General features: G+C 65.5%; 16 protein-coding genes and 1 tRNA gene. 3 read left to right on the forward strand and 14 right to left on the reverse strand.

Annotated elements, in window-relative coordinates; all coding sequences use genetic code 11:
• Nucleotides 1–13: 13 nt before the first annotated feature.
• The gene (hflX, locus tag D620_RS0107925; RefSeq protein WP_017665264.1) at nucleotides 14–1,303 is read left to right on the forward strand and encodes a GTPase HflX; all 1,290 of its coding nucleotides are present in this window, start codon (nucleotides 14–16) and stop codon (nucleotides 1,301–1,303) included.
• Here the strand turns inward: hflX and mazG are convergent.
• Genes mazG through D620_RS0107970 form a run of 9 tightly spaced genes read right to left on the reverse strand, consistent with a single transcriptional unit; the run spans nucleotide 1,292 to nucleotide 9,304 of the window.
• Nucleotides 1,292–2,083, reverse strand: a complete 792-nt coding sequence (gene mazG, locus D620_RS0107930) for a nucleoside triphosphate pyrophosphohydrolase (protein ID WP_033376478.1) — start codon at nucleotides 2,081–2,083, stop codon at nucleotides 1,292–1,294. The genes hflX and mazG overlap by 12 nt on opposite strands.
• An 8-nt stretch (nucleotides 2,084–2,091) precedes the next feature.
• The gene (locus D620_RS14930) at nucleotides 2,092–2,319 is read right to left on the reverse strand and encodes a hypothetical protein (protein WP_017665266.1); all 228 of its coding nucleotides are present in this window, start codon (nucleotides 2,317–2,319) and stop codon (nucleotides 2,092–2,094) included.
• On the reverse strand, nucleotides 2,316–3,098 hold the full coding sequence (locus tag D620_RS0107940) for an MBL fold metallo-hydrolase (RefSeq protein WP_017665267.1): 783 nt from the start codon (nucleotides 3,096–3,098) through the stop codon (nucleotides 2,316–2,318). Before D620_RS0107940 ends, D620_RS14930 begins: the two co-directional genes overlap by 4 nt.
• A complete protein-coding gene (locus tag D620_RS0107945) occupies nucleotides 3,095–3,871 on the reverse strand; it encodes a TatD family hydrolase (RefSeq protein ID WP_017665268.1) in 777 nt (258 codons plus the stop codon). Before D620_RS0107945 ends, D620_RS0107940 begins: the two co-directional genes overlap by 4 nt.
• A complete protein-coding gene (gene metG / locus D620_RS0107950; protein WP_017665269.1) occupies nucleotides 3,871–5,427 on the reverse strand; it encodes a methionine--tRNA ligase in 1,557 nt (518 codons plus the stop codon). The genes D620_RS0107945 and metG overlap by 1 nt, the downstream gene beginning before the upstream one ends.
• Nucleotides 5,420–6,391 (reverse strand): hypothetical protein, encoded by a 972-nt coding sequence (locus D620_RS0107955; protein ID WP_017665270.1) that lies wholly within the window; start codon nucleotides 6,389–6,391, stop codon nucleotides 5,420–5,422. Before D620_RS0107955 ends, metG begins: the two co-directional genes overlap by 8 nt.
• Nucleotides 6,388–7,020 carry a dTMP kinase gene (gene tmk / locus D620_RS0107960; RefSeq protein WP_017665271.1) on the reverse strand — a complete coding sequence of 211 codons (633 nt, stop codon included), beginning with the start codon at nucleotides 7,018–7,020 and terminating at the stop codon, nucleotides 6,388–6,390. The genes D620_RS0107955 and tmk overlap by 4 nt, the downstream gene beginning before the upstream one ends.
• Nucleotides 7,017–8,210, reverse strand: coding sequence for a D-alanyl-D-alanine carboxypeptidase family protein (locus D620_RS0107965; RefSeq protein WP_017665272.1), 1,194 nt, complete (start codon nucleotides 8,208–8,210; stop codon nucleotides 7,017–7,019). Before D620_RS0107965 ends, tmk begins: the two co-directional genes overlap by 4 nt.
• A 53-nt stretch (nucleotides 8,211–8,263) precedes the next feature.
• The gene (locus D620_RS0107970) at nucleotides 8,264–9,304 is read right to left on the reverse strand and encodes a lytic murein transglycosylase (RefSeq protein WP_017665273.1); all 1,041 of its coding nucleotides are present in this window, start codon (nucleotides 9,302–9,304) and stop codon (nucleotides 8,264–8,266) included.
• A 117-nt stretch (nucleotides 9,305–9,421) separates the two neighbouring features.
• On the opposite strand from D620_RS0107970, the gene D620_RS0107975 reads away from it, so the two are divergent.
• Nucleotides 9,422–9,511 (forward strand) — tRNA-Ser (locus D620_RS0107975).
• Between the two features lie 342 nt (nucleotides 9,512–9,853).
• Here the strand turns inward: D620_RS0107975 and D620_RS0107980 are convergent.
• From D620_RS0107980 to D620_RS0107995, 4 genes are all read right to left on the reverse strand, one after another.
• The gene (locus D620_RS0107980; RefSeq protein WP_026092040.1) at nucleotides 9,854–10,249 is read right to left on the reverse strand and encodes a hypothetical protein; all 396 of its coding nucleotides are present in this window, start codon (nucleotides 10,247–10,249) and stop codon (nucleotides 9,854–9,856) included.
• Nucleotides 10,246–11,565, reverse strand: coding sequence for a recombinase family protein (locus D620_RS0107985; RefSeq protein ID WP_017665275.1), 1,320 nt, complete (start codon nucleotides 11,563–11,565; stop codon nucleotides 10,246–10,248). Before D620_RS0107985 ends, D620_RS0107980 begins: the two co-directional genes overlap by 4 nt.
• Nucleotides 11,562–12,047 (reverse strand): DUF2924 domain-containing protein, encoded by a 486-nt coding sequence (locus D620_RS0107990; protein ID WP_051020568.1) that lies wholly within the window; start codon nucleotides 12,045–12,047, stop codon nucleotides 11,562–11,564. The genes D620_RS0107985 and D620_RS0107990 overlap by 4 nt, the downstream gene beginning before the upstream one ends.
• A gap of 84 nt (nucleotides 12,048–12,131) precedes the next feature.
• Nucleotides 12,132–12,350, reverse strand: coding sequence for a hypothetical protein (locus D620_RS0107995; RefSeq protein WP_017665277.1), 219 nt, complete (start codon nucleotides 12,348–12,350; stop codon nucleotides 12,132–12,134).
• Between the two features lie 19 nt (nucleotides 12,351–12,369).
• On the opposite strand from D620_RS0107995, the gene D620_RS0108000 reads away from it, so the two are divergent.
• Nucleotides 12,370–12,990, forward strand: a complete 621-nt coding sequence (locus D620_RS0108000) for a tail fiber domain-containing protein (RefSeq protein ID WP_017665278.1) — start codon at nucleotides 12,370–12,372, stop codon at nucleotides 12,988–12,990.
• A 22-nt stretch (nucleotides 12,991–13,012) separates the two neighbouring features.
• On the opposite strand, the gene D620_RS0108005 is transcribed toward D620_RS0108000, so the two are convergent.
• On the reverse strand, nucleotides 13,013–16,312 hold the full coding sequence (locus D620_RS0108005; RefSeq protein WP_017665279.1) for a DUF499 domain-containing protein: 3,300 nt from the start codon (nucleotides 16,310–16,312) through the stop codon (nucleotides 13,013–13,015).
• Nucleotides 16,313–16,314: the final 2 nt, after the last annotated feature.

Genomic DNA, 16,314 nt, shown 5'->3' on the forward strand with positions numbered 1-16,314 from the left:
GTTTGCCGATGACGTGACCCGCGGCGCGCGGGCGCTTGTGCTGTGCCCGGATATCCGGGCGCTGCGCTATGACCTCGACCCGGCCGAAAGGCTGGCTGAGGCCGAGGGGCTGGCGCTCGCGATCGGCGTCGTCATCGCCCATTCGGCGGTGCTGCCGGTTCGCCAGATGCAGCCCAACACGCTGTTCGGCTCCGGCCAGGTCGAGAATATCGGCATCTGGTGCGCGCAGCACGAGGCCGAGCTGGTGATCGTCGATGGCGCACTGACCCCAATCCAGCAGCGCAATCTGGAAGACCGGCTGAAGCGCAAGGTCATCGACCGCACCGGGCTGATCCTCGAAATCTTCGGCGAACGCGCGGCGACTGCGGAAGGCCGCTTGCAGGTCGAACTCGCGCATCTCGATTACCAGCAGAGCCGCCTGGTGAGGAGTTGGACCCACCTCGAACGCCAGCGCGGCGGCTTCGGCTTCCTTGGCGGTCCGGGCGAGACCCAGATCGAGGCCGACCGCCGGATGATCCGCCAGCGGATGGGCCGCCTTCGCCGCGAACTCGAACAGGTCAGGAAGACCCGCGCCCTGCACCGCGACCGGCGGGGGAGGGCGCCGTGGCCGGTCATCGCCCTCGTCGGCTATACCAATGCGGGCAAGTCCACCCTGTTCAACCGCCTCACCGGCGCCGAAGTCATGGCCGAGGACCTGCTGTTCGCGACCCTCGATCCCACCATGCGCGCGATCGGGCTGCCGGGCGTGGAGAAGGCGATCCTGTCGGATACCGTGGGCTTCATCTCCGACCTGCCGACGCAGCTGGTCGCCGCCTTCCGCGCGACCCTCGAAGAGGTCACTGCGGCCGACGTGATCTGCCACGTGCGCGACATGGCCAATCCCAGCCACGCCGCGCAGAAGAAAGAGGTGCTCGGCGTGCTGGCCGATCTCGATGTGGTCGATGCCGAGACGGGGACAAGCAGTATCCCGATCCTCGAAGTGTGGAACAAGTGTGACCTGCTCGGCACTGATTCGCTTGCCGAATTGCGCGAGGCGGCCGAAGGGCAGGGGGCCGTAATCCTCTCGGCGGTGACGGGGGAGGGGGTGGACAGCCTCGGCACCGAACTCGCGCGGCTGCTGACCGGCGGGGCGAGGGAGGTGAGCTTCCTCCTTCCCGTCAGCGACGGTCGCAGGATCGCCTGGCTCCACGCACATGGCGAGGTGCTGGGCGATGATGACGGCGGCGAGGGGGAAGAAGGCCCGCTGCGGCGCCTGACCGTGCGCTTGGGTCCCAAGGAATTGGGACAGTTCTCAAGCCTTTGAGGCAGCCTTCTCGGCCTGTTTGACACGTTGCCAATAGGCCTCCTGCGCCTCCAGCGAGAGCTGCGCGAAGTCGTGGCCGTCATGCGCGGCGAGCCGTTCCATCGCGCGGAAGCGCTGTTCGAACTTGGCGTTGGATGCGCGCAGGGCCTCTTCGGCATCGACCCCGTAGCGGCGCACGATGTTGACCGCGACAAACAGCACGTCGCCCGCTTCCATGAGCCGCTCCGCATCGCTCGCTTCGTCGAGTTCCTGCAATTCTTCCAGGAGCTTGTCGCGCGGACCTTGGAGATCGTGCCACTCGAAACCGGCACGGGCCGCGCGCTTTTGCAGCTTCGCCGAGCGCAGCAGCGCAGGCAGCGCGCGGGCGACCCCGTCCATCGCGCTTGTCGCACCGGCTTGGGCACGTTCGCCGGCCTTCAGGTCCTCCCACCGGGCGCTGACCATGGTCCCGGTTTCGGTGCCAAAGATATGCGGGTGGCGCGCTTCCATCTTGTCGGAGATGGCGGCCGCGACATCGGCGAAGGCGAACAGGCCGGCTTCCTCTGCCATGCGGGCGTGGAACACGACCTGGAGCAACAGATCGCCGAGTTCGGATTTGAGTTCGGCCATGTCATCGCGCTCGATGGCGTCGGCGACTTCGTAGGCTTCCTCGATGGTGTAAGGCGCGATCGTCGCGAAATTCTGCGCCAGATCCCATTCGCAGCCGGTTTGCGGATCGCGCAGACGGGCCATGATCGCAAGGAGACGGTCGATAGGTGACTGCTGGGGGGTGTCGCTCATCCTGGTCCTCAAGATGGATAATATATATTATGTAAAATCTTTAGCAGTGCCGCAGCGGTGCCCTGCGCGATCAGGAACCACTCCACCACGAGATAAAACCCGAGGAAAATCGCGAGCCAGGTCAGCGCCAATCTGATCGTTTGCCCCCAGCCGAGCCGGTAGGATGCCAAAGCGCTGCCCATCAGCACCAGCCACACGAGGCTCAAGACGACCGCGACGATCAGCCCTGCATTCACGCGCTCATCTCCAAGCCGTCATATCCCACGGTGACGAAATCCGGGACCTCGGCGCACAGCATTGCGTAATCCATGCTCTTGTCGAGATGGCTGAGCACCACGCGGCCCGCCTTGCAGCGCGTGCCCAACTCGATCGCCATGCCGAGATGTGCATGGGTGGGATGCGGTTCGCGGCGCAGGCAATCGCTGACGAGGATGTCGACCTTGAAGAACAGGTCGATCATTTCCTCGGAGATGGAACTGAAATCGGTGGCATAGCCGATGGACTTGCCATCGGCTTCGAAGCGGTACGCGGTGGTCTCTCCCGGGCCATGCGCCATCTGGCACCAGTCGACCCCGAAGCCCGCGATCATCCTGAGGCGATCGAGTGTGTCGATCGTGCAGATCGTCGAATAGCCTTCCTGCCCGGCAAAGACATAGCCGAAGCGCTGGCGCAGGCGGCGCACGGTTTCGACACTGCCGAAGCCCGGGATCGGCCCGGCGCGACCGTAGCGCAGCACCCTGAGGTCATCGATGCCGTGGCAGTGATCGGCGTGGTCATGCGTCCAGAACACCGCGTCGATATGCCCAACCCGGTTTGCAAGCAGCTGCGCACGGCAATCGGACGAGGTATCGACCAGCAGGCGCTTGCCTTCCTCGCTTTCGACCATGATCGAGACGCGGGTGCGGCGGTTTCGCGGCTCGTCCGGATCGCAATCGCCCCAGTCGCCCGCTCCGTCCGGCCCGCCAAGCCGCGGCACCCCGGTCGAGGTGCCCGAGCCGAGCATCACCAGCTTCACAGAGCCGCCTTGCTGAACAGCCTGAAGAAATTGGCGGTGGTCACCTTGGTCAGATGTTCCACATTCGTTCCGCGCAGCCCCGCGACAAAGGTGGCAGTATCGCTGACATAGGCGGGCTCGCACACCCTCCCCCGATGCGGGACGGGGGCGAGGAAGGGACTGTCGGTCTCGACCAGCAGCTTGTCTTCAGGGATCACCTTGGCGACCTCCTGCAAGTCCTTGGCGTTCTTGAAGGTCACGATGCCGGACAGGGAAATCGTCAACCCCAATGCCAGCACCTTGTCGGCGAAATCGGCCGAGGCGGTGAAGCAGTGGATCAGCGCGGGGAAGGCGCCCTTCCCCATCTCCTCGGCGAGGATCGCGTGGGTATCCTCCTCGGCATCGCGGGTGTGGATGATCACCGGAAGCTGCACCTCGCGCGCAACGTCGATATGCATGCGGAACAAGCGCTTCTGCGCCTCTCTGTCCGACTTGTCGTAATAGTAGTCGAGCCCGGTTTCGCCGATCGCGATCACCTTGGGGTGCCGTGTGGCTTCGAGCAGCGCGGCGCGGCCCAGGTCCTTATGCGCATCGGCCTCGTGCGGGTGGATGCCGACGCTGGCAAAGACATCGGGCTCGCGCGCGGCGGTGCCGACCACCTGATCCCATTCGCTCTGGCGGGTCGAGATATTGAGGAAGGCCCCCACCCCCGCCGCCCGTGCACGCTGAAGCACAGCCTCACGGTCTTCGACCAAGCCCTTGTATTCAAGATGACAATGGCTATCGACCAGCATCACGCGCTCTCGTCAGCGGGCAGTTCGAGCCGCGGGAACAGCGGGGTCGGCGCGGCAAGCTGGTAGTCGCTCTCGGCCAGCGGCGAATACCAGTGGCTGCGGATCCCTTCGAGATTGCGCAGGTCCTCCGGAACGCCGAGCATATCGAGGAGCTTCGCGCTGCTCGCCGGGATCACCGGGCTGATCGCCAGCGCCAGCTGGGCGATGCAGATGTAAAGCGTGGCGAGCACGGTTTCCATCCGCTCGGGGTCGGTCTTGCGCAGGGTCCAGGGGGCCTGCGCGTCGATATAGGCGTTGCAGGCGAACACCGCCTGAAGCCAGGCCTCGACCGCCTGTTGCAGTGCAAGGTTTTCGAAAGCCGGCGGAATTTCATCCGTAATCGCGCGGTCGATGGCTTCGAACAGTGCGGTGTCCGCCGCATCATGCCCGCGGATCGCCGGGAGATAGCCATCAAGATTCTTGGCAATGAAGCCGAGAGTTCTTTGCGCAAGGTTGCCAAAGGCGTTCCCCAGCTCGCCATTGGCCCGCTGGACAATGGCTTCGGGCGAATAGCTGCCATCCTGTCCGAAGGCGACTTCGCGCATCAGGAAGTAGCGCAAGGCATCGACCCCGAACTGCTCGGCAAGCGCGAGCGGATCGGTGACATTGCCGAGCGACTTCGATTCCTTCTGGCCCCGGTTCAACAAGAAGCCATGGCCGAACACCTTTTGCGGCACGGGTAACCGCGCGCTCATCAGGAAGGCCGGCCAATAGATCGTATGGAAGCGCACGATGTCCTTGCCGATGAGGTGCAGGCTGGCCGGCCACATGTCACCCATGTCATCGGGATAGCCGAGCCCAGTCAGGTAGTTGGTGAGCGCATCGACCCACACATACATGACATGGCCCTCGCTGCCTGGCACCTTGACCCCCCAATCGAAGGAGGTGCGGCTGACCGAGAGATCGCGCAGGCCATGTTCGACAAAGGCGATCATCTCGTTGCGGCGGCTTGCCGGCTCGAGAAAGCCGGGACTCTTCAGCAATTCAAGCAGTTGATCCTGATACCTGGAAAGCTGGAAGAACCAGCTTTCCTCGACCGTCCACTCCACAGGCGTGTTCTGGGGGGAGAGCTTTTCTCCGCCCTCGCCCACGGTCAGCTCGCTCTCGTCATAGAAGGCCTCGTCGCGGACCGAATACCAGCCTTCGTAGCGATCGAGATAGAGGTCGCCTGCCGCCTCCATCGCCTGCCAGATCGCCTGGCTGGCGCGGTGGTGCGGGGCTTCCGAGGTGCGGATGAAGCGGTCATAGGAGACGTTCAAAGCATCGCACATCGCCTTGAAATAGCCCGACATCTCGTCGGCAAGCGCAGCGGGTGTGCGGCCCTGTTCCTCGGCCTTCCTCGCCATCTTCAGCCCGTGTTCGTCGGTGCCGGTCTGGAACCGCACGCGCCGGCCCGCAAGGCGCTGGTAGCGCGCGATCACATCGGCGGCGATCGCCTCGTAGGCATGGCCGATATGGGGCTTCCCGTTGGGGTAGCTGATCGCGGTGGTGATGTAGAAGGGGGTCGTCTCAGCCATGGGCCGGTTCGCTAGCGGGGGCGGCGGCGACAAGCAAGCTGCCGATCTCGAAGGGGAGCAGGCTCGCATCGAAATTGGAGGTAGGTGCTTCGGCGGCGAGCTGGACGAGCGCGGCGTGGGCATCGATCAGCCGTCCGCGGCGGGCCGGATCCTCGGCGGCCCGGGCAGCGCGCGCAGCAAGCGATTGGGCAAGGTCGAGCACTGCCTGCATCCGTTCGCGGCCGGCGCGCGGGCCGATCAGCCGGGCGAGTTCGCCGCGCCCGGTCATCCCGCTATCGCCGCCCGCCAGAAGCCCCGAAATGACACGGGCGACAGGCGCGAGGTCCTCGCCGGCAAAACGCACCGCCGCGCCGAACGAACCTTCCGCTGCCGCGATCGCCTGCGCGTCGGAGGGCAGCCCGGCAGCATGCAGCATTGCGCCCAATTGGCTGTCGGTCAGCACCGGGAACCTCAGCGTCCGGCAGCGCGAGCGGATCGTCGCCAGGAGCCGCGCCGGCCGGTGGGTCACCAGCAGGAAGAAGGTGCCGGCAGGGGGTTCTTCGAGGCTTTTCAGCAGCGCGTTGGCGGCGTTGCGTTCCAGATCGTCGGCCGGGTCGATGATGATCGCGCGCCTGCTCCCCAGGGTTGGACGGGTGGTGAGGCGGCGCTGCATCGCGCGGATCTGCTTGATACGGATCGAGCGGGCGAGTTCGAAGGGCTTGCCCTCGGCCTGCGCCTTCTCGCCCTTGTCGTCCTTGGGGCCATATGTGAGGGTGATGATGTCGGGGTGATCGCCGGCCGGTTGCGGCACGCCCGGTTCGGCGACCAGTTCGCGCGCGGCGGCCATGGCGAAGTCGCGCTTGCCCAGTCCCGCCTTGCCCGCGAGCAGCCAGCCGTGATGCATCCGCTCGCCCGCCAGAGCGTCGCGCCACGCGCGCCAGGCCTCGGCGTGGTTGGGCCAGTCGGGTGCAGGCCTGTCGGTCACGCGAGCAAGTCTGCGAGCGCGGCGATGATGCGGGCGTGGACGTCCTCCGGCGCGCCCGCTGAAGCGATGCGGGCAAAGCCTTGCGGATCGGCCTCGGCAAGAGCGCGGAAGGCAGCGGCGACGGCGCGGTGGTATGCCGCCGGACGCCCCTCGATCGCGTCGGCCGCCTGCCCGCGTGCGGCGAGCCTGCCGGCGAGCGCGGCCTCGTCGCCGTCGAGCAGGATCACCCGGTCCGGCCGTAACCCGCCGCTGCCGAAGGCATGGAGCGCGGAGATCGCATCATCGCCAAGCCCCCCTGCCCCGCCCTGATAGGCACGGCTCGAATCCACGAAGCGGTCGCAGATCACCCATTCCCCCCGCGCCAGCGCCGGACGGATCAGCTGCGCGACGTGATCGGCGCGAGCGGCGGCGAACAGCAGCGCCTCGGCTTGCGTAGGCCAGGGCGCGCCGGGGGGCGCCAGCAGCAGCGCGCGGATCGCCTCGGCGCCCGGGGTGCCGCCCGGCTCGCGGGTGACGACGACAGTGAGGCCGCGCGCGCGCAGCGCCTCGGCCAGCAGGCGGGCCTGCGTCGATTTGCCCGCCCCCTCCCCGCCCTCGAAGGCGATGAAGCGGCCCGGCGCGCGCGTCACGAGAACAGCCCCAGCGCCGCGTTGACGATCCGGTCGAGCGGGCCGGCGGTGCCGACGCTGGCCGCAGCGTAAAGCGGAATGCGTGCGGGCGCGACGCCCTCGGCAGTGACTTCGAGCACCGCAACCTCCTGCCCCGCCGCGATCGGCGCCTTGAGCGGCCCGTCGTAGCGGATTGTCGCGGCAAGCGTGCTGTTGCTGCCCTTGGGCAGGTTGACCGCGACCGGGCCTGCCGCCTTCAAGGGCAGCGCGCGCGCATCGCCATCCTGGACCCGCGCCTCGCCGAGCACAACGCCCGGTGCGAACAGCTGGCGGCGTTCGAAGGCGGAAAAACCCCACTCGGCATAGGCGCGGGCGATCTTCGCCCGCAGCCGCCCGTTGGGCACCCCCGCCAGCACCAGCACCAACCGCTGGCCGTTGCGCCGCAAAGTGCCGAGATAGGAGAAGCCCGCTTCGGCGGTGAAGCCGGTCTTGATCCCGTCCGCGCCCGGCACGCGCCCGATCATTGGATCGTGATTGACCTGCGCGATGCCTTTGTAATCGAGCCCCGCGCGGCCGATGTAGTATCCGAACTTGTCGGGGTGGCGCGTGATCATCGCCCGGGCGAGCGCCACGAGATCGCTGGCGGTGGTGAAGGTGCGGCCTTCGTCGGGCCAGCCGTTGGGGCTTTCGAAGTGGCTCCCGGTCATGCCGATCCCGAGCGCGGTCCGGTTCATCAGCGCGGTCCATCCCTTGACAGATCCGGCCTGACCCTCGGCCAGCACTGCCGCGCCGTCATTGGCCGAAACATTGGCGATGCCCAGCAGGAGATCGTCGACCGTCACCCGCTCGCCGCTGTCAAGGAACATGGTCGAGCCGACCCGCCGCCAATCGCGCGCGATGGCCGGGCTCATGGTGAAGACCTGCGCGGGATCGAGCTTGCCTTGCGCAATCAGCTCGAAGGCGAGGTAGAGCGTCATCACCTTGGTGACGGATGCGGGCATGAACCGCGCATCGGGATGACGGGCATGGAGCACCTGCCCGCTCCCCAGATCGACCAACAGGGCAACCGGCGCCTCGGCGGCGGTGGGGACGGCGGGGAGCGCAGGCGGGAGCATGAAAGCGCCCGCATCGGGCACCATCGCGCGCGCAGGGATGCCCGCAAGCAGGGCAAGGAGCGAGAGGGCAAGGAGCGGCAGAATTCGGTGAAGCATGACGCGGCGGGCTATATCGGCCCCCTTGTGTCTTGGCGAGGCGGCCGGGCGCATCAGTTCACGATTTCGTCCGCCAGCAATCCGACGCTCAGGGCATAATAGCTAGAGCAGTTGTATTCGAGGATCGCGCGGTAGTTGCCGGTCAGCAGCCACGCACGGGTGCCGGGGCCGTCGGGCTGGAAGAAGGCGGCCATGACATTGTCGGCCAGCGGGCGCAGCGGCTCTACTCCCGCCGCGCGCCATTCGGCGACGGTCAGCCAGCGGCTCAGCCGGTCATGGACACGCGGGCAGACCGGCGAGACGAGGCGGGTGCGCCAGGCCGCGGCATCGAAGCCCTGCGGCACTGCGGCAGGCACGCCCCACGGTTCGCCCGGGCGCCACCCGGCGTCGCGGAAATAATTGGCAATCGAGGCGAAGGTGTCGGGCCGGTTGGTGAAGATGTCCGCCCGCCCGTCGCCGTCACCATCCGTGGCAAGCCGCAGGTAGACAGACGGCAGGAACTGCGGATTGCCGAAGGCTCCCGCATAGGAGCCGACCAGCTGTTCGCGCGCGAAGCCCTTTTCGGCGATCTTCATCAGCGCGACGAACTCGGCAGCGAAAAGCTCGCGGCGGCGGCCTTCCCACGCCAGGGTGGCGAGACTGCGGGCGAGGTCGAAGTCGCCCTTGACCCGGCCATAGCTGGTCTCGTGGCCGAAGATCGCAAGGATGATCGGCGCGGGAACGCCATACTGCGCCTCGATCGCGGCAAGGGTGCTCTGGTGCTGGGCATAGACCGCCCGCCCCCCGCCGATCCGCGCGGCATCGACATGGGCGGCGATATAGGCCGACATCGGCGGATAGCCGCGCGTGGTGGCGCTGCCGGGCTGGTTGTTGTCGAGCGCGATCACCCGCGGATTGGGGGTGAGCCCGGCGGTCATCCGCTCGAGCGTGTCCTCGCGCACGCCCTCGGCACGGGCGCGGGCCTTGAGCAGTTCGAGGTAGGCATCGAAGGGGATCCCGTCGGCGCTCGCCTGCGCGGTCGCGGGCGCCGAGGCAGGCGGCGCGGTCAGTGCGACCAGAGCAAGCGCGGCAGCAGGAAGCAGGCGGGGAATCATGATGCTAGGGATGTCACACCTTGGCTGAATTCCCAACAACGGCCTGGCCGTTCTCCCCCCTTGGCGACGGAACAATGGTGACAATACCGCCGTCTGGCGTTAGCCAGCGAAGGCATAGGACAGGTGGCCGAGTGGTTTAAGGCAGCGGTCTTGAAAACCGCCGTAGGTGCAAGCCTACCGTGGGTTCGAATCCCACCCTGTCCGCCACTCCCCTGCCGCGAACCCGCAATCGGGCGACCGCAGGGGCGCAAAGCCCCCAGTAATCGCGCCATTTTCCCGATGCCGTCCGAACCCCGGAGACTGGCGAACGCGGTCAGAGCTGTCTCTGAACGCAATTTGTCTCTGATCACCCGAACCTCACCACCGGTCGTTCGGGTTTCAAATAGCTATGCTTTACAGCCATTTGGCCGATAAGCTGGCTCGGCAGTTCGTCGGATAAACTCCTTCGAATGTGCAGTTAGAGAATCCGAGGTGGAGGTGTTGGCGCGCAATTCTGGGCGCACCTGGCCTGTCCGTGTGGACGGCAAACGCCAGCCTGAATGACGGTGGTTAGGCTTCTGAGGAGCCGAAGGCAGCGGCAACCTGCTCTGCCCACGGCAGGTCGGCAATGGCCGTCAGGTCCTTGAGCGACACCGCCAATGGGCACCGCTGCAGCAGCAGTTTCTCGAGAACAGCCGGAGCCAGATAGGCCAGCTTGATCATCCGGCCGATGTAGCGGTCGGAGACATCTTCGGCATGGGCCAGGTCGAGATTGGTGCTCGCCTTTCCGGTCTCCAGCTTGCGCCGCCAGCTCCATGCCTTAGCGACGGCGCGCAGCACATGGGCCTCCACAGCGGCCTCGTTGGCCTCCACCGGATTTGACGGCGGCATGATCTTGGGGCGGCCGTTACGCTTACGGATGGCCAGCGGGATGATGACCCGGATTGTGGTGGGCGCGACGCTCATGCCGCCATCTCCCGGCGCGGCGTCACCATCTCCCTGACCACCGACCCAAGCCCCTCGGTGCGCAGATCGACGGCCATGCCGTCGCTGCCGACCGTGACGCGCTCGACCAGCAGCCGTGCGATGCGCGCTTGCTCAGCCGGGAACAGGGACTCCCACAAGGCGTCAAAGCCCGTCAGGGCCGCCACCACATCGGGCTGTTCTATCTCGGGGCATTCGCGCTGCGCGGCCTCGATCGCCCGGGCCGTGACCTCAGGCGTCAGCAGAAGGGTCCGGATCTGCTGGACGACCGCGGTCTCCACCATACCCGCCGGCAGCCGAACGAAGGTTTCGGTGTTCTCACCCGCCCGGTTCCGGATCGCGTCCATCGAGGTGTAGTAGCGATAAAGGCGGCTGCCCTTCTTCGACACGGTCGGCGTCATCGCGATGCCCTTCTCCGTGAATATCAGACCCTTCAGCAGCGCAGGCGTCTTGGCCCTGGTGTTTCCTGCCCGGGTGCGCGGGCTTTGCGCCAGCACCGACCTGACCTTGTCCCAGAGCACCTGGTCGATGATGGCCTGATGCTCGCCGGGATAGCTGGTGCCCTTGTGGACGGCCTCGCCGAGGTACACCCGGTTGTTCAGGGCTTTGTAGAGGAAGCCCTTGTCGATGGCCTTGCCGCGCTTGTTCAGGGCACCTGCGGCGACCAGTTCCCGGGTCAGCAGCGTAGCCGATCCCAGCTCGACGAACCGTTCGAACATCCCGCGGATGGCGCGGGCCTCGGTCTCATTGATGATCAGCTTGCGGTCAACGACGTCGTAGCCCATCGGCACGAACCCGCCCATCCACATGCCCTTGCGCCGCGAGGCCGCGATCTTGTCGCGGATGCGTTCGCCGGTGACCTCACGCTCGAACTGGGCGAACGACAGCAGGATGTTCAGTGTCAGCCGACCCATCGAGGTGGTGGTGTTGAACGACTGGGTGATGGAGACGAACGTCACCCCATGCTTGTCGAACACTTCAACGAGCCGCGAGAAGTCCATCAACGACCGTGACAGGCGGTCGATCTTGTAGACCACGATCACGTCGACCAGCCCGGCCTCAATGTCGGCCAGCAGGTTCTTCAGGCCCGGCCGTTCCAATGTGCCGCCTGAGAAGCCGCCGTCATCGTAGCGGTCGCGGACTGGGACCCAACCCTCGGCCTTCTGGCTGGTGATATAGGCCTCGCAGGCCTCGCGCTGGGCGTCGAGGCTGTTGAACTCCATGTCGAGCCCCTCCTCGGAGCTCTTGCGGGTGTAGACCGCGCAGCGCAGGCGGCGCATCGGGGTGTTGACGGTCATGATCGCTCGCCCCTCTTGATGTCGCGCAAGCCAAAGAAGCGGTAGCCGTTCCAGCGGGTGCCGGTGATGTCCCGGGCGATGGACGACAGGGACTTGTAGCGGCGTCCCTGCCAGTCGAACCCGTCCTTGAGCACGGTGATCACGTGCTCGGCCCCATCCCATTCGCGCACCAGCCGGGTGCCGATGACCGGGTTGCGGGGATCGCTTATCACCGTGCGCCGGACCTTCTTGCCCTCGACCTCATCAGCCAGGGCGTCGAGCAGCTTGGCCGCTGGCCCGCCGAGCCCACCGAGGGCCAGCTCCTGAATCCTGTAGGCGAGCCGATGTTCCAGAAACTGCCGGCTGTTATTCGGCGCTGGCGTGCCGATAAGGCTCTGCCACTCCGCCTTCAGTTCAACCACCGACATGGCCTTCATGGCGGCGAGCCGCCCCAGCAGCTGACCTTCGGGTCGCGCTGCTGATCTTACGCGTTCTGTTTGCATTACTGTCCTCCAACTCGGGCCTCTGCCCGGTGGACACCACCGCTCTTGGTGGGCAGGAATGCGAGTGAACTATCTCCGTCACTGTCAGAAAAACTGCTGGACTGTTGGCGCACGCTTGGCGCAGGACCGGCGTTCGAAACCGAAGCCGCAGATCGGGCATTCACTGGCGCCCAGCGGCACCTCCGCCTCACAGGACGGGCAGCACTTGTAGGGAGCCTGACCCGGCTCCGGATCGTCGTTGTCGAGGCTGATTTCCTGTTCGAGGCTGCCATGGCGCAGCGCCGCCCCGGCGAAGTCGAGCACGATGCAATCGGTCTTGATAATGCCGGGGTACCTGAAGAAGAACGTCTCGGGCTCCGAGACCGTGGTTGAGGTGGGCGCGATCACCTCGGGCGGTGTCACCGCCGCGCTCGGCTACACTCCGGCCAACAAAGCGGGTGAGAGCTTCACCGGCGCGATCTCGGTGGCCGGGTCGATCACGGCCACCGGCGATGTGACGGCCTATTCCGACGCCAGCCTGAAAACGGATGTGGCGACCATCGCGGGTGCGCTGGAGCTGGTGCGTCAGATGCGCGGCGTCCGGTATCAGCGCCTCGACACCGGCGCAGCCGGCATCGGGGTCATCGCCCAGGAACTGCGCGAGGTGACGCCTGAGCTAGTCGCCGAGAACGACGACGGCCTGGTGTTCAACGCCCAAGAATGGATCATGATCAAGAACGGGTCGATGGTCATGGCCAGCAGCATATTCAAGCTGCCGCTGGACGGATCGAAGACCGGGGCCTGGGGCGAATTCACGGGCGCGGCGGGGTCGACGAGCGTGTCGGCCGGGACGCTGACCGGGCTCACGCGCGGCCTGACCAGCGCGACGCGGACCCTCACGGCTGGATCGGTGGCGGCGACCGTGGCTGCCGGGAGCACGACATTCACCAAGACCAGCATCTAGCCGGCCTTGGCGGTGGCGTGACCTATTTGATGATCTTCTCGATGAACCCGAGCGTGGTCGCGTTCTCGATCAGGGTCCGGACCTTCGCGCGGTCCAGACCTGACGGAACCTCCGCGTCAATCTCAAGCCTGAGGGTCACCTCGCTGCCGGCCATCGTCGTCAACTGCTCGACAATGGCCTCAACGATCTGGTGCATGACACGCGCCGGCCGATCCGGTGAGATCATCACGGTTCCTGAGAAGCGTGTCGGGTTCTTCTCGACCACTGGTCCAGGTGCGACTGGAGGTGTTCCCGTCGGACCACCGCCTGGGACTGGTGGCGTAGTCCCCGGAGTGACGCCTCCACCCTCCGGCACAACCGCTGGCTTGGGCCGATTGGCCTCAGCAACATCCGGCTGGATGATGACGGACTCGCTATCAATTACGATCTGAACCCCACCTGCGTGGTCAATCGCCAGACCAGCATAGGTCTTCTTGGCCTCGTCCCATCGCTCGGCATAGGCAAACGGGCCCGGCAGCATCCCGCCGACGGCCGCCTGAACCGTCTTGGCCAGGACCTCGCGGTTCTTGACCCGCGGCATGTAGGTGTAGCGGTTCAGATACTCCCACAGGTCCTTGAGATGCAGGTGGGACTTGCCGTTCCAGATGTATTTCTGAAGCTCACGGTCTAGCCGAGCCGGTCCAAGCTCGGGGAGCAGGCCTTCGTCGCTGACGAGCTTCTTGCTTGCCCTGGCCAGCAATCCGTCCTGGGCAGGAACCTTGGCTGTCGTCCATTCCAGATCGGCCTGTGCGGTCTCCTGGACAGGGTAGATCAGATAGCACCAGGCTTCCTTGAGCCGCGTCTTCAGCGTTTCATTGGCCTCGACGAGCTTGGCCTTGGCCAGGGCGCTATCGCTCTGAGTCAGGTTCAGCCGGTCGATTTCACGGACGATCTCCGCCCAGGCCAAAGCCGAACGCATGGAGGCCTTGAGGTTGTCGAGCTGGCGCTGTTCCGCAGCCAGGAAGACCAGCATGTTGCGATAGACGCGCGGGGTCGTGCCCCGCTGCATCAAGATATCCTTGGCCTCTGCCAGGGCCGCGGAACCCGCGCTGCCAGTGTGGGAATGCGCCACACCCAGCACGACGGCACGTACGCCGCCAGCGTCGTCAGGCACGTCAGACGAGCTGCCCGGCGCGACCTGAACGGCGTCGAAATGCCCACGATCGGACAGGCCGTTGATGTAGCTTCCCAGCGCCTTGTCGATCTCCAGTAGGACCAGCGCCTCCTCGATCTGCCCGGCACGATCTGCGGCGATCCGGTTCAGGCTCGCCGACATGGAATACCAATAGCGGCCCAGGTCGCTGTGCATGAACTTGGCCTGGTTGGTGAGCCGCCTTAGCGCGTCGCCGAAGATGGCCGGCCGCTCGCCCGGCTGGACCACACCCAGATTGATCTGCTTGTCGTCTAGACCCTTGTTCTCCTGACCGTGGGTCGGAGCCGTGCCCATGAAAATGGTGCGCGCGACGCGGCGGGTCGCCGAGTAGCGGTTCAGGTTCGGAGCGGACTGGTCAATCTTGTAGGGCGTGGACGTAATGCCATCGACGTCGCCGGCGATGATCGACTGCCAGCTGGCGTCGAGATAGTGGAGCAGCTCGGGCTCCACACGGGCCGAGCTGATCGCCACGCTGCCCGGCATGATCATGACCGACGGATCATTGCCCATCCACAGCTCGTGGATGACCTGGGCCATGAGGCGCAGCACACCTCGGGTGCGCTGGAACTTCTCCAGCGAGCCCCAGCTCGTATAGAGCTGGTCGAACATCTCCGGATGGATCGGGTAGGATTTCTCCAGCTTGCGCCGGTAGTCCTCGTCCCCGCAGCCCTGCGGGAAATCGCCCGCATTTTCGCGATAGAGCTTGGCGTACTGCTTCAGCGTATTGTCACGGTGGTGGAACCGGTCGCTGGGGATTTCCTTGAACAGGCGTCGCCGGACGATCTCATAGCTCTCTTCCTGAGAGGCCGGCCGCCAGGACGATTCGACCCGGCTGAAGGTTTGCTTGAGGCGGACCAGCGCTTCCTGGCCACCTTCGCCGCCGACCTCGATCTGCGATGCCGGGAGAGACGCCACCAGCAGCGTACCCGGGCTGGCTTTCACCGCCTCGGTGAGCGCCTGAACGAACGAGAGGTTGGCGTCGAAGGAACCTGATGGCAGGCCCTCGACCTTGTAGACCTGACGCAGATAGGCGACCCACTCGTCGATCAGGATCAGCGATGGCGAATACTTCTTGAAGAGGGCTTCGAGGAGGTTTGACCCAGGCGCGATCCCGCGCTCGTCATTATCGGCCACCATGGCAAAGCCATCGGCCCCACCAAGCTGCCAGGCCAGTTCGCCCCATGTGGTCCGGATTTTCAGGCCACCCTCAACACTCAAGACATCCTGAGGACCACGCGAGGTGCCGACCAGCACAGCCCGGTTGATCTTCTTGGGAACAGTCAGGCCGTGCTGCGACAGCAACTGGTCCAATCCCGGCAGGTCCTGCGCCGCTGTGCCGCTGGCCATGTGATAGAGCGCCAGCATCGAGTGGGTTTTGCCGCCGCCGAAATTGGTCTGCAGTTCCACGACCGGGTCGCCGCTGGCGCTGGATAGCCGTTTTGCCGCGCCGATCAGCAGGTTGCTCAAGCCCTCGGTCAAATAGGTGCGGGCAAAGAATTCGGTCGGGTTCTTGTACTCCGACGGGGCGCTGCCATTGTGGACCTTGGCCAGATCCGCGGCGAACTCGGCCTGCTGAAACTCACCGGTGGCGACGTCCTGGTGGGGCTCAACCACCTCGCGCCATGGCATGAGCCCGGCCACGGTTTCGACCGAGATGTCGAGGCGATGGGTCTTTCGACGCTCCTCATTGCGCTGCAGTTCTGTGAACTTGGTGCGCAGGATGGTGTCGCGCATCTTGGCCAGCTCTGCAGCCACTTCACCGGCGCTGATCGACTCCATAAGGCGGCGCATGCTGTCCAGCGCGCGTTCCGCGTCGTCATAGGTAAAGGTCTCATTGTGCGAGAGCTTGTTGCGCACATCGACCAGTTCATTGACGAGCGATCTTTCGGCCCGGCCCAGTACGGCCTTGAACGCATCCATCCAGAATCGGTCCATCGCGTTGAAAAGCGCAGACTGATCCCAGGCTATCTCGCCCTTACTGTTAGGCCTGAGGCCGGGCAGCTTCTCCACGACCTGAACCTGCCAGTGGCCGGTCAGGGATGATTCAAGGCGCTTCTCAACGAACGGGACCAGGGCCTCGGGAAGAAGCTCCATGCCTTCGAAGACGTATTGACGGGTACTCTTGGCCATCT

It is taken from the genome of Porphyrobacter sp. AAP82, assembly GCF_000331285.1.
GTDB lineage: Bacteria > Pseudomonadota > Alphaproteobacteria > Sphingomonadales > Sphingomonadaceae > Erythrobacter.